The sequence below is a fragment of the Streptomyces sp. NBC_01689 genome, assembly GCF_036250675.1.
GTDB lineage: Bacteria > Actinomycetota > Actinomycetes > Streptomycetales > Streptomycetaceae > Streptomyces.
On record NZ_CP109592.1, the window covers coordinates 2,035,544 to 2,049,147 of the forward strand.

Below are 13,604 nucleotides of genomic sequence, written 5' to 3' on the forward strand. Positions count from 1 at the left end.
CGGCCGCATGACCGCCGTCGACGGCCGAGCCCGGCGCGCCCGTGTCCGCGGTCCGGCGTACCGGAAGGGGCTCCGCATGACATCGCAGCAGGCGCCGGCGCACAGATCACGGCGAGCGCCGTCCCGCGGCCCCAGGGGCAGGAAGGCACTGTGGCCGGTCCCGCTCCTCGCGCTGTCCCTGGCGGCCGCGAGCCTGGGTGTGACGTATCCGTCGCATCCTTCGGCCGCGACCCACGCGCCGGACGCGTCGGCGGCCGCCCACGCCGCGAGTTGCGTCGACAAGGTCTACTCGGCCATGACCGGTCCACAGCGGGTCGGTCAGCTGTTCATGGGCAGTGTCACCGCCTCCAAGCCCGACCAGCAGCGGATCCAGGTGCTGCGGCAGTACCACGTCGGCTCGGTCTTCCTGGCCGGGCGCAGCAAGGCCGGCACGAAGGCGACCAGGTCCTTGGTCGACAGCCTGCAGGCGAAGGCCGACACGGTGTCGTCGCACCGTGTGGGCCTGCTGGTCTCGACGGACCAGGAGGGCGGCCAGGTGCAGGTGCTGTCCGGCCCCGGCTTCTCCACCATCCCGAGCGGGCTGGTGCAGGGCAGTTGGTCGACCTCGAAGCTCCGCGCCTCGGCCGCCACCTGGGCGAATCAGCTCAAGGCGGCCGGCGTGAACCTGAACCTCGCGCCCGTCGCGGACGTCGTCCCCACGAGCCTGGGCAGGAACAACGCGCCGATCGGCCGGTACGACCGCGAGTACGGGCACACGGCCGCGGCCGTGACACCGCACAGCAACGCGTTCGCGGCGGGCTTCGCCCAGTCCGGCGTGCTGGCCACGCTGAAGCACTTCCCGGGACTCGGCAACGTGCGCGGCAACACCGACACCACGGCCAACGTGGTGGACACGGTGACGACCACCAAGAGCGCGAGCCTCACCCCGTTCAGCTCGGGGATCAAGGCGGGTGCGCCGTTCGTGATGATCTCGTCGGCCACGTACAGCAAGATCGACCCGAAGCACCGGGCCGCGTTCTCCTCCACGGTGATCCAGGGGCTGTTGCGCAAGACGATGGGGTTCAACGGTGTGGTCGTCTCCGACGACCTCGGGAACGCGGTGGCGGTGAAGGACGTGGCTCCCGCGGACCGCGCGCTGAACTTCCTGACCGCGGGCGGAGATCTGGTGCTGGCCGGCGAACCGAACCAGGTCCCGGCCATGACCAAGGCCGTGACGGCCCGGATGGCGCAGAGTCCGGCCTTCCGTACCCAGGTGGACAAGAGCGTCCACCGCGTCCTGGCCGCCAAGCAGAAGGTGGGCCTGTTGACCTGCGGCTGACCGGACGACCGGGCCGGGCGTCGACCGCGTCGCGGCGGTTCCCCGTCACCGGCCCGGCGGACGGGACCGCGTCCGGGTCCGCTCCCGTCACCAGAACGGTGGGCGCGGACCCGCACGGGTTCACCCGACCTCTTCCTTCTTCGAGTCGAGGGCCTGCGCGACGGCGTCGCGGACGCGGGCGTCCTCGCGTCGCTTGCGCCGGATCCGGCCGCGGCGGATCAGGAGGAAGGCCCCGACGGCCGCGGCGGCCAGCAGCACGACGAGCAGCAGCAGCGACCACGGGACGGTCCAGGCGCTCGCCGTTGCCAGGACCGGCTTGAGCGAGGTGGTGGTGCCCGAGGCATCGGTGAGCAGCGGGACAAGGTCGACGGTCGCGGTCAGCCGGACGCCGGGCGTCACCCCGTGCACGGGCACCTTCACCTTCCAGTGTTCGCCCGGCAGCAGCTCCGGAGGCGCGGGGACACGGCCCGCGTCGGTCCGCCACCAGCCGAAGGGCCCCTCGGTGCGCACGGTCTGACGGGCCGACAGAATGGCGTTGCCGGTGTTGTGGATGGTGTATGTGACGGTGGCGTCGCCGGTGCCGAAGGGATCGGCCGAACCGCTGTAGTCCACGCGGAGGTTCTCGACGGCGAGAGCGGGCTTCAGTTCGCCGCTGACGCGCAGCTTGACCCGGATGCCGAGGCGCCGGTCCACGTTGATGCCCTGCGCGTCGTCGGACTGCCGCAGCGAGGTGAGGACACCGCCCACGTAGTCACCGGGTGAGGCGTTGCCGGGCACGGCGATCTGGAAGGGCACCTCGACGGACTTGCCGGGGCGGACCACCACGGTGGGGTGGTCGGCGTGGACCCAGCTGCCGACGGCGACCGACTTCTTGTCCTTGGTGACCAGGTCGAGTTGGCCGGTGTCGGTGGTGAACCCGTCGGCGGCGTAGACCGCGAGGGTCAGGGGTGTCTTTCCGTGGTTGGCGACGACCATGGCGTCCTTGATCCGGCCGCCGGGGTTGACCCCGTAGCTGAAGCTGGAGCGGTCGTCGCCGTACCCGTTCGCGGCCGTCCTGACCGTCCAGGTGACGTCGCCGTCGGCCGCCGCGGCGGGGACGGCCCGCAGGCCGGCGAACGCGCAGGCCAGGAGCAGGGTCAGGGTGACGACGCGGACGAGTGCCGTGGTCGTACGGCGCGGTACGGGCGGGTGCATGTCGGGGATCTCCTGGGAGGGAGGGCGGGGCGGACACCCGGAGGATGACCGCCCCGCCCGGTGGAACGGGTCGGATCAGCTGCTGAGCGCGGTGATCGTCAGGGTGGCGCGGTAGCCGCCCTTCTCGACGCTGTCCGGGATCTTCAGATCCAGGTCGGCGCCCAGCCGGGCCTGGCCGCGCGGGTGGCCCTGCTCGGCCGAACCGAGCGCACGCGAGAGCGCGAGGCCCTGGCCGTGGTCGTCGTAGCCGGAGGCGACCGGGTCACCGGGCTTGGCGCCCGCGCCGCCGTCGAGGACGAACGGCGTCCAGCCGAGGTTGGAGCCCGAGAACGTCTTGTCGGCGTCCCGGAATTCGCTCACGTTGGCCGAGATCGACCAGGGCGCGAGCGAACGGCGGCTGTCGGAGACGAGGAGCGGGTTGATCTTGCCCGTCGCCGTGAAGTGGTCGCCGTTCTGCTCCTTGGCGGTGCCGAGGTCGACCAGACCGTTGTAGCCGTCGATCGTCCAGCCGAACTCGCCCGGGGCCGGGTTGGGCACGTTGACCTGGAGGTCCTGCTTGTCGCCGTGGTAGGGGTGGACGGTGACCTTGTCGACCGTCGAGCCCACCGGCTGGTCGGCGGTGGTGTTGCTGCACGACAGACCGTGCTCGACCTCGGAGTTCGGGGCCGCGCACGTTCCGCTGCGCAGGTTCTCGACGACGAGCTTGTCGTTGCGCACCTGGACCTTGACGTAGCTGCGGACGTGTTCCTGGTTCTGGACCGAGTTGTACCAGTAGCTCTTCGGGTTCAGCGGGTCCGCGCCGTTGCCCGCACCGCTGGTGCCGCTGCTGTCCGGGGCCGTGATGTCGTAGTACTTCGAGCCCGAGGCGGAGTTGGCCGTCACATAGAGGACGCCGCCGGGGCCGGGGTACACGTCGGCGGCACCGGGCTGCTCGGCCGGGTTCGCCTTCTCACCGTTCTTGATGAGGTAGCTGCGGGAGTAGCTGTGGTCGTGACCCTGGAGCACCAGGTCGACACCGAGCTTGGAGAAGGTGGTCGGGAAGTCCACGCGACGCGTCTTGTTGTCGCCGTCCTTGGCGTGGGACGCCGGCGAGTAGATCGAGTGGTGGTAGACGAGCACCTTCCACTTGGCCTCGGAGCCGTGCTTGTTGATGACGTCGCTGACGTAGGCGGTGTGCGCCGCGTCGCCGCCACCACCGGTGGAGGGGTTGTAGCTGTTGCTGTTCAGGTCGATGAACAGCACATCCTTGTAGATGTACCAGTAGTCACCGCCCGAGGTGTTCGACGCCGGGTTGCCGTTGGCGTAGTACGGCGCCGAGCGGTCGGTGTTCGGCGTGGTGAAGTGCTGCTCGTACGCCTTGCCGCCGACGTCGTGGTTGCCGATGGTGGCGGCCCAGGGGTACTGGCGCAGCTTGTCGGGAGCGAGGAACGAGTTCCAGTTGGACTCGGTGTTCGCGGTCTCGACCTGGTCGCCGCCGGACACCAGGAGTTCGGCGTTCGGGTTGGCGGCCAGCGACACGTCCAGGGTGTCCTGCCAGCCGGCCTGGTCCTTGGCGAGGTCGCCGGAGGAGCCGATCTGGGGGTCGCCGTAGAACAGGAAGTCGTAGTTGCCCTCGAAGTCCTGCGTCTTGAAGGAGTACGCCGGGGACCAGTTGCCCTCGGTGCCGACCCGGTAGGAGTAGCTGGTGTTCTCCTTGAGGCCGGTGATCGTCGCGTGACGGTTGAAGCCGCCGCTGGTCGCGATGTTCGCCCCGCCGGTCGCGTCGAAGGTCGCCGCGTCCGCCGGGAAGTCGCCGCCGGCGAGCTGCGCGGTCGGGACCATCTGGACCTTCTGCGCGGTGTCGGCGGAGGTGTACCAGGTGACCGTGCGCTGCGACTCGTTGGCGCCGACGCCCAGCACGATGCCGGTGACCGAGTCGGTACCGGCGGCCTCGGCCGGAGCGGCCGCCAGGCCGGAGCCGAGGGCCACCGTCAGACCCAGGAACGCCGCGGCGGCACCTCGGGCCATGCGGCGCTGCGCGGGCTCGGAAGCCCGCGCGGAGTGGTTCGATCTCATTGCTGTGTTCCTTCTGTGCACGGGAGATGTGCATGGTGTGGAGATCGTCAAGTTCGCGGCCGAAGGTAAAGAACAGTTAAATGCGATCTCCGGATTGACTGAACACCGCAAGATGTCTGGACAGGTTCACGCGAGGGACACACGTTGCACGAACCACACCAGGCCCATCGCCGCGACGCCCGCGGAGATGGTCCCGGTGGTCCACAGGCCGGTCCGCGGTGCCTGACGGCGGATCAGGAGCAGCAGCGGGAAGACCACCGTGATGATGGCCAGCTGCACCGCCTCGATACCTACGTTGAACACCAGCAGCGACCAGAGCAGGGTCCACGACCACGCGTCGTGGATACCCAGGGCGCCCGCGAAGCCCAGCCCGTGCACGAGACCGAAGCAGAACACGACACCCAGCCGGGTCCAGCCCGCGCGGTCCAGGCCGAAGTGCCCCTCCCCTGTCGACCCGAGGTCGGGCGCCGTGTTCCCGCGCCGCCACACCCGCCACAGGTACCAGCCGGCGACGACGGCGATGGACAGGGCGATGACCGGTTCCACCACCGCCGGGGGCACGTCCACCACGCCGAGGGCGGCGAGCAGGAAGGTCACCGAGTGGGCCAGGGTGAAACTCGTGGCGGCGAGCACGACTTCGCGCGGGCGCCGCGAACCCGCGATCAGCGCCAGCAGGAAGAGGATGTGGTCGATGCCGGTCAGCAGATGTTCCGCGCCGAGGCGGAAGAACTCCCAGAACCGCTCGTACCAGGACTGCCCGATCGAGAAGGACGGATGCTTCCCGTCGAGCGCCGCGCTGCCCGAACGGCCGCCTACCTCGTAGGTGACGATCGTCTTGGCGTCGCGGACGTAGCCCTCCGTGTCCGGGAAGAGTCCGCTGCGTACCGTGTGGTCGGCGCCCTCGGCCGGACAGGTCCAGTCGAGCACCAGTCCCGCGTACGGCACGCCCTCGTGGCGTCCGATGGTGAAGTCGCCGGTCCGCGTGGCCCGGCAGGCCGTCCCGCCCGAGGTGACCGAGAACCGGTCGGTCACGTACGTCATGGCGGAGCCCGCGTGCGCGCGGAGCGCCGCGCCCTGCTGGGCGGCGTCCCCCGCGTCGAACGCGGCGGTGCCGGCACGGAACAGCGGGTCGTCGTGTCCGGAGTCGGCGGCGGAGACCACGAAGAGGTCGTACTCGACGTCCACGGCCGTCCGCAGCCGGCCCCCGTCCGCTTCGCTGACATGGACGTAGACGGTCGAGCTGAACCCGTGCGCGACGGCCGGGCCGCCGGCACACAGGAGGGTGAACACCGCGGCGGCGAGGGCGAGGAGGCCGCGGCGGAACAGTCGTGACATGGTGCTCCTTCGGGTTGCCCGTGCACGCTCCATGTCATCGGTGAACTCGCGCCGCCGGGTCGGCGAACGCCACAAGAACAAGCGTGCGGACCGGCTCTCCGGGGCGGGAACTCCGCGGCCGGGAGCGCAGGATGGTGGCGTACCGCCCGCCACCACCCGAAGGACGAACACCTTGCGCCCCCCGCTCAGCGTCCTGGCCGCACTGGCCGCGGTCGCCGCGCTGGTCACCGGATGCGGTGCCGGCGACGACTGGTCAGGTCCACACCCCCGACCCACCCCGGTAGGCGCCCTCGGCGCCGGCTTCGTCGACCCCGCCCGGCAGCCCCGTCCCGAGGCGACCACCACCCCACGGCCCGGCTCCTGGAACGGCGTCCACCCGCCGAAGGACTACCGGGTCGTCCTGCTCACCGCCGGCCACGACGGCCCGACGAATACCCTCGTCACGGCGGTCAGGTCGTGGGCCGACGCCGAAGGCCTCTCGCTGCGCACCGTCACCGCCTCGGACGCCTCCGACCTCGTCCCGGGCATCACCAGGGCCCTCGACATGCGGCCGGACCTCGTCATCAGCGCCGGCAACGATCTCGTCGACCCCCTGGCGATGGTCACCCCGAACCATCTCGCGCAGCAGTTCCTCGTCGTGGGCGCCGAGTTGGCCGAGCCCACCGCGAACGTGACCGCCGTCGACTGGTCCGGCGCGTCCTTCCGCGGCGAGGGCCTCGGCATGTCGTCGACCTACGACGCGCGTTCGTTCACCGACCGGCGCTGCTCGGCCGCCGTCAGGGCCGGGGTGGCGGCCGTGCTCCACGGGCTCACGGGGATCGTGCTCTGGCTCGACCAGGTGTAACGGCGGGACCGTGGGACCGGCGGAGGAGCGGGGTACGAGGCTCCACGACCGAAGGCCCCCGTCTCCGGAACGGGGGCCCTGACGAGCGGTTCCGCACCCGGTCGTACGGCCGGCGCGGCCACAGCTCTCCCGTACGGTGCGACGGGCCGGGTCCGCCGGTCCGGATCCGGGTCCGGCGACGACGGGTCACCGTCGCGGCCGGAACGGTCCCGCACCGCGCGTCATCTTCTGTGCAGGTTCGCCACCAGCGCCGCCCCGCGGCTCCGGATCCCGTGTGGGGAGGGGATGTCTGGCCGGCGGTCCGGGGTGTCGGAGTCGGACGGCACCAGGGCCTCCGGGTACCGGCTCGGCGAGGTGTGCGCCGGCACGGCCGGAATCACCCGGTCCGCGATGGGGCCGCTCTCCAGGGCGTACGTCCCCGGGGGCAGTTCCGCCCGCCGGGCCACGCCGGTGATGACCCGTCCCGGTCTCCCGTGGCCCTTGATCCGGGCGACCGTCCCCGCCACCCGTCCGTTACCCGCGGAAAGCCCGAGGGCGTCCTTGCGCTCCTGGATGTGCTGGAACCGGCGGAAGATGTCCGCGGCGTGCGAGAAGTCGGCCGTGGATCCCGATTCGAGGCGGCTCTTCGCGGCCAGCAGGTCACGGTAGACGGCACTGTAGGCGCTGCACAGCTTGATGGCCTCGTCGGCGCGATCGCTCAGACCGCTGGCGTGCGGGGCGACGATCACGAGCGCGGCGAGCCCCGACAGCGCGGAGACGACCACCTGGGCGCCGAACTGCGAGGACTCGGCGATCGCGGGCCAGACGAGCAGCCCCGCCGTGAGGCTGAGCCCCGCCGAGGCGAGTGTGTAGATCCGGACCCTCCGCACCAGTCCGGCGGCTTCCCGCGGCATGCGGCCGGCCCAGTGACCGGCGTCCTCGGCGCTCTCCTCGAGGAGCCTCAGCATCACCTCGTCGGCCGAGTTCTTCGGCTGTCTGAATACCTTGGACAGTAGTTTCATAGCGCTCTCAACGGTTGACGGACACTGAGCCGACAGAGATAGCACCAGATCGCCGCCCCGGACATCGACGCGCATATGGTCTGCTAAACATTCATCCTCTTCGGCGACCCTTGGTGGGTGAGTGAGAGCACGGGCGGCCCGGCGAGCGGGGCCGAAAGCCCCGATGCCCGGGTCCGCGTGGAGCGACACGCGGAACGGCCGAAGAACACTTAGTATGGCGTAACAGGTTTTACCGGGCGCGACCCTTCCCGTGGGCCCCGGGGCTCACGCGGGCGGCGCCCCTGGAAGCCTCCCCACATGCCGGAGACTCCGGCCCGATTGCAGCGGGCCGGAGTCTCCCTGTGGTGCGGACGCTCCCGTGGGGACTAGTCGCGGTCGCCGCCGCCGAAGCCACCACGGTCGCCGCCGCCGTAGCCGCCGCCGTAACCACCGTGGTGGTTCTCGACGACGCGGAAGCTGCCCACGACGCCGTCGCGGACCTTCACGCCACCGTGCACGCGGAACGGCACGACACCGTTGCTGGTGCTCCAGGGACCGACCGTGGCGAGCGGCGAACCGTTGTCACAGGTCGCGCCACGGAAGACCTCGACGGTCTTGTGGCTGTCGTTACGGACGTTGAAGCTGCGGGAACCGAGACCGCTGACCACGGTGATGCAACCCCAGGAGCGAGCGGAGTACGAACGCTCGTTGAAGTCGATCCGGCCCTCGTAGTGGCGACCGCCACCACGGTTGCCGCCGCCTCCTCCTTCGTTGCCCTTCGACTGTCCGCTGTCGCCACCCATGGGGGCAACCTGCTGGACGGCGGGCGCGGCTTCGGGAGCGGAGGAGGCCGAGGCGTAGGTGACGCCCGTGGCGACAAGGGCCGCAGCGGCCGCAGCGGTGGCAGTCACCGCAATGTTGCGCGTGGTCATGTCGGTTTTCCCTATCTCTGAGACGTCGGCCGCACCGGCCGATCTGTGAGTGAACGTACCGATAATCCCTTTATCTTCAATATCGGACACGCGGATTTACGATCACAGGCACCCGAATGGACGCACGAGGCTCGGGCGCGCACTCTCGGGGGTGCTCGACCGTCTCTCCAATTCGCCTCACACAAAAGGGAGTTGATGTCCAACGAGCACGGGCGCGCGGCGCGCGGAACCGTGCGCCACGCCGCGCCGACACGGCCGTGAACGACCGACACGCCGTGCCGCCCCGTCCCCATCTGCCACGTCCGGGCGTCCGCCACACCCTCCGGCAGCGGTCGGCGGACGCCGTTCGGGAAGGACGCCTGGGCCGGGCCGGGACTGACGCCGGCCGGCCTTCACCCGACCGGGCTATTCGACGACGGGACGGCGCGGCGTCCGCTCAGGACGGCCGCCCGCCGAACCGCCAGTCATGGACCTCGACGCAGGCGTACCGGTCCGCCGTCAGCACGGCGCCCGCCGCGTCCCCGTCCGGCGCGCGGAGCAGCGCCGCCGTTCCCAGCCAGTCGGCCCCGTCGTCGGACAGCAGCGGCCCGTACGCGATCAGCTCCTCCTCCCGGCCTGGCGGTACGACGAGATCGGCGGCCTCCCCCTCGCCGAGCCCGAGTACCAGATACCGGTTCCCACCGGTACGGCCACCGGGAAAGTCCCACATGGTGCGCCCGAGCGTGTTGCGCCACCGGCGCAGCAGCACGTCCCGGTACGCACCGGCCTGGTAGCCGGGCTCGTCGAAGGCGAAGGCGCGGGCGGCGGCCGCGGACGGCAGATCGACGAGGTGCACACTGCCCGTGAGGGTGCCGTCCTCGGCGAAGGTCGGGCCGCGGGCGATCATCTCCCGGGCGTAGCCGTCCATGTAGGACCAGTGCGTTTCCAGCAGTCGGCCGCGCAACGGGAGGCAGCCGGCCCGGTCCTGGTGGTAGCAGAGAAACTCCATGCCCCGGACTCTCCCCGCCGCGCGCCCACATCTCAACGGGCCGACCGGGTGCGGGCGGGAAGGCCGCCGTGGCCGGCGCGCCCGTGCGCGCCTCGGACCACGAGGCACGCACGGGTGCGCCGATGCGGCGCGACGGCCGGACGGATCAGCTCAGCGCGCGGCACAACAGGGCCGCGGGGCCCGGGTTGGCTCCCAGCCGGGTGGTGAAGGCGATCCCGGCGGCGTACTCGCCGTCGGCGCACTGGCCCTTGTAGTCGCCGTAGGCGAAGTCGCCGCCGGAGGCGCCGGCGGGACGGTTGTCGGACCGGTCGAACCAGACGGTGCGCCCGGTGCCGCCCAGCGCCGCGCGGGCGGGCACGCACAGGGCCGCCGAGGTGCGGCCACCCCGACGGCTGTAGCCGATCAGGTAACTCCCCTGGGGACACTGGAACTTGGTGTATCCCGAGGCCCAGTCGCCGCCGGAGGGGACGTTGCGCTCGTCGGTGACGACCGTCTGCCCGCCGCCCGCCGCGCGCAGGTCCCCGGTGGTGACGTCGGTGCACAGTCCGCGGCCGCCGGTGTGGCCGAGCCCGATCAGCCGCTCGCCGTCGGGGCAGGCCGCCTTGTAGGCGCCCGGGTCCCAGTCACCGCCGGCACGCACCCGCAGTGACTCCACCTGGTCGCCGTGGTCGGTGGTGAGCATGTGCCAGCCGGCGACGGTGACGACCGGCCCGGTGCGGGTCGGGGCGCTCATGAGCCGGTCCCACGCGGTGGCGCGCCAGTCGGACCGGTCGAGGATGCCGTAGCGGTTGCCCGCGGTGTCGTAGCGCAGCAGGGACCAGTCGTCGTGTCCTTCCCACCCGACGAGCGGCCAGTAGGCGAAATCGGCGTCGCGGTCGGCGAAGTAGTCGGTGATGTTGCCGAACCAGGTGCGGGCGGCCGTGCCGGTCTCCCCCGCCCCGATGCCGAACTCACTGACCCAGACGGGTGCGGTGAAGTGCTGGTTCCCCTGCTCGACGAAGAGGGCCTGGTCGTCGAGGGTCTGGAAGAGCTGGTCCCGGGTGAGGTCCTGGTAGCGGGCGTCATGGGTCTCGCCGATCCCGGTGGCGCCGCTGTGGCTGGGGCCGGTGTATCCGTAGAAGTGGGCGGAGTACACGAGCTTGTGGGCGGCGACGAGGGTGTGGGAGAGCGTGCGGGCCGGAGCGAGGGTGGGCCGGCCGTGCGGCAGTCCGTCGACCGGCAGGCCGGTCCAGTTGATGCCCTCGATGACGATGAGCAGGTCCGGGTCGGCCTCGGTCAGGATGCGGTCGGCGGCGAGTTGCGCCGCCGCGTACCAGTCGTGGGCGTCGCCCTGACCCCAGTTGGGATCGTCCAGCACGTCCCGGCGCACCTCGTTGTAGAGGTCCGCGCCCACCACGCCGGGGTCACCCGCGTAGCGACGGGCCATGAAGACCCAGTCGTCCGCCCACTGCTGGGTGGACTGGGCGCTGTTCCACCGCTCGTTGCCGTCGATGCCGCAGCACCAGCGGGAGGTGTTGGTGTGGTTGTTGAGGATGACCGCGAACCCGTCTCCGGTGAGGGCGGCGACGACGGCGTCGTACACCTGGAGGGGTGTGCGGCCGCGCAGTTGCGGATTGGCCGTCACCGCGGCGTCCGGTACCGGCGCCGTGGCGTGGATCATCTCGTTGGAGAAGGGCAGCCGGATGCTGTTGATGCCGAGCCGGTGGAAGTCGCCGAGCAGTTGCGCCAGGGGGACGCGGTCCAGGCCGAGAGGGACGCCGTAGGAGTTCTGGCCCGCGTGGTGTTCGGCCGGGTCGGCGGTGCTCCCGCTGCCGGTCCAGGAGCCCTGTGCTCCGTCCCAGTTGGCCGACTCGAGCCGGAAACGGTTGCCCGCCGCGTCGACGATGTACCGCCCGCGGGTCGACAGCGGCGGTTGCCAGGTCCTGGCCGCCGGGGCGTCGGCGGAGACCGCCGGACCACCCGGAGACTCCTTCGTCGCGGCGACGGCCCCGGGCGCCGTGGCCAGCAGCAGGAGAGCCGCCGTCGCTAATGTCAGGTACTTGCCAAGTCTGCGCGTCGCCATGGGACCTCCGCGAGTGGGTGGTGGTGCACGGACGGGGGTGCGCGCGCCGGACATCGCCTCGGGGGGCACGGGTCGCGGCGATGCGCGCCGGACCGGAACGGCCACCGGAACGACGTTGACACCGAGGGGACTTGAGCCTTCCCTCCGCCCGCGGGCACAGCCCGGATCCTAGCGGGAAGGCGGTGCCACGGGGGAGGTTCCGGGCCGCCCCGACGACGTGCGCCGTGCGGTACGCGGCGCCGTGCGCAACGCCGAACGCGGCGCCGTGCGCAACGCCGAACGCGGCGGCGTGCGCGGCGCGGCGCCATGCGCGGCGCGGTACACGCAAAGGGAAAACCCCGGCACGCACGTCCGGCCGCGCTCGGGCTCGGTGTCGGCAGCCGGTGCCTGCGCGAGCCGTCCGCCAGGTCGCCGCACGCTGCTCTCGGTGACAACACCCGCCACCCGAAAGCCAGTTGTTCATGTGACGCGAGCTCCCCGGCTCTTGCCTGCTTGGGCATGAGCACGCCATCATTACCGCCGGGTATCTACTCGCATAGACACCTGCTTCTCCCGTTCCTCCCGCTTCGCCGCATTCCGCTTTCCCGCTTCACCGGCTCCCCAGGGACCACCGGCATGTCCGGCTTCCCCGGCTCGCCCTGTTCCCTCTGTCCGACCAGCTCGACCAGCTCCGCTGACAGCGACCATCCGTCCCCCCGTTTCCAGGAGGATCGCCCCAGTGAGACCCCGTCAATCCCGTCGGCGCGGCGCCGTCGCCGCCCTCGTGGGATCCCTGCTCGCCCTGTCCGCCGGCCAGACCGCCGGCGCCGTGCGGGCCACCGCTGCCGCCCCCGCCACCACCACCGCCGTCTCGGTCGACGCGGCGCAGGACCAGGCCGCCCGCGCGATCGCCCGCTCCCTCGCGGACTCCGGCTGGCGCGCCCGCGTCCAGCACGCCGCGCTCACCTCGGACGAGGTTCCCGTCACCGCTCTCGCGGGACGGGCCCACGGTGGGCTGCGGGCCACGCTGGCCGCGGCCGACCGGCGGATCGCCACCGCCAAGGGCCTGGACGCGAAGGTGGGTCCGCTGCTCCGGCTGCGTCTCGGAGCCGGCAGCATGCGTACCGCGCTGACCTCGGGCGCCGCTCCGTGGGTCGCCCCGGCCACCTCCGACGACCACGCCGCCACCGTCGTCGCCTACGACAGCCACGGACGCGCGCACACCCTGGACGCGCGCCACGCGCCCGCCCACCCCGTCTACGTCGTCGACATCGACGGTTCCAAGGCCCTCGCCGCCGGTCTCGACGTGCTCGACGAGCAGTTCCGTCGGTACGGCCTCGACTCAGCCGCCCCGGCCGCGCACCCGCGGACGGCACCGTCCGACCGGGCGCGGGCGGCCGGCGCGGGCTTCTGGACCAGCCGGGTCACCGCGGTGGAGCTCTCGGACGACGAGGAACCCTGGGTGAAGGGCGACGCCGAGATCTACACGCTGGTCACCGGCTTCGGGCAGGACGGCCAGGTGCGGGTCGACCCCGTCGACATGCCGTATCTCGACAACGACGGCACCGTGTACCGGCCCAACCAGATCCTCGTCAACTGGTCCAACTACAAGTACGACCTGGCCGACGCCGTGATGATGGAGGAGGACGGCAGCACCAACTACCGCGACCTCGCCAAGGCCATCGCCACGGCGCTGCTGACAATCACCGACCAGGGCACCTACATCCCGCTGGTGAACGCGGTGCTGGACGCCATCCCGGACGACTGGTGGACCGACGATCCCGACTACGTCGACTCCTGGTACACCCTCGCCCGGAGTGACAACGGCACCCGCTACGGGGCGCGCGGCAATGGCTGGATGACCGTGGAGCCGTACTTCGTGCAGGAGTTCTGAGTCCGCTCCCGCCCGGCCGCCGC

10 protein-coding genes are annotated in these 13,604 nt (G+C 71.4%); 3 read left to right on the top strand and 7 right to left on the bottom strand.

The genetic code is table 11. The features are described from left to right. The first annotated feature begins 76 nt into the window (after positions 1-76). Positions 77-1,318, top strand: a complete 1,242-nt coding sequence (locus tag OG776_RS08695) for a glycoside hydrolase family 3 N-terminal domain-containing protein (protein ID WP_329319917.1) — start codon at positions 77-79, stop codon at positions 1,316-1,318. A gap of 120 nt (positions 1,319-1,438) precedes the next feature. Here OG776_RS08695 and OG776_RS08700 read toward each other — a convergent pair whose 3' ends face one another. From OG776_RS08700 to OG776_RS08710, 3 genes are all read right to left on the bottom strand, one after another. Continuing rightward, on the bottom strand, positions 1,439-2,512 hold the full coding sequence (locus tag OG776_RS08700) for a WxL protein peptidoglycan domain-containing protein (RefSeq protein WP_329319918.1): 1,074 nt from the start codon (positions 2,510-2,512) through the stop codon (positions 1,439-1,441). Positions 2,513-2,587: 75 nt separating this feature from the next. Next, complete coding sequence (locus OG776_RS08705) at positions 2,588-4,567, bottom strand: purple acid phosphatase family protein (protein WP_148009621.1); 1,980 nt, start codon at positions 4,565-4,567, stop codon at positions 2,588-2,590. A 126-nt stretch (positions 4,568-4,693) separates the two neighbouring features. Further along, positions 4,694-5,902 carry a HupE/UreJ family protein gene (locus tag OG776_RS08710; protein ID WP_148009620.1) on the bottom strand — a complete coding sequence of 403 codons (1,209 nt, stop codon included), beginning with the start codon at positions 5,900-5,902 and terminating at the stop codon, positions 4,694-4,696. A 172-nt stretch (positions 5,903-6,074) separates the two neighbouring features. Between OG776_RS08710 and OG776_RS08715 the strand changes: the two genes are divergently transcribed. Then, on the top strand, positions 6,075-6,746 hold the full coding sequence (locus tag OG776_RS08715) for a hypothetical protein (protein ID WP_329319921.1): 672 nt from the start codon (positions 6,075-6,077) through the stop codon (positions 6,744-6,746). 221 nt (positions 6,747-6,967) lie between these two features. On the opposite strand, the gene OG776_RS08720 is transcribed toward OG776_RS08715, so the two are convergent. The 4 genes from OG776_RS08720 to OG776_RS08735 form a co-directional block, all read right to left on the bottom strand. Then, positions 6,968-7,747: a hypothetical protein gene (locus tag OG776_RS08720; protein WP_329319923.1), complete on the bottom strand. Its 780-nt coding sequence runs from the start codon at positions 7,745-7,747 to the stop codon at positions 6,968-6,970. Positions 7,748-8,112: 365 nt separating this feature from the next. Further along, complete coding sequence (locus tag OG776_RS08725) at positions 8,113-8,658, bottom strand: hypothetical protein (RefSeq protein ID WP_329319925.1); 546 nt, start codon at positions 8,656-8,658, stop codon at positions 8,113-8,115. Between the two features lie 436 nt (positions 8,659-9,094). Further along, on the bottom strand, positions 9,095-9,646 hold the full coding sequence (locus OG776_RS08730; RefSeq protein ID WP_148014191.1) for a YciI family protein: 552 nt from the start codon (positions 9,644-9,646) through the stop codon (positions 9,095-9,097). Between the two features lie 145 nt (positions 9,647-9,791). Further along, positions 9,792-11,708: a glycoside hydrolase family 5 protein gene (locus OG776_RS08735; protein ID WP_148014192.1), complete on the bottom strand. Its 1,917-nt coding sequence runs from the start codon at positions 11,706-11,708 to the stop codon at positions 9,792-9,794. Positions 11,709-12,426: 718 nt separating this feature from the next. On the opposite strand from OG776_RS08735, the gene OG776_RS08740 reads away from it, so the two are divergent. Next, positions 12,427-13,581 (top strand): DUF3103 family protein, encoded by a 1,155-nt coding sequence (locus OG776_RS08740; RefSeq protein ID WP_329319927.1) that lies wholly within the window; start codon positions 12,427-12,429, stop codon positions 13,579-13,581. Positions 13,582-13,604: the final 23 nt, after the last annotated feature.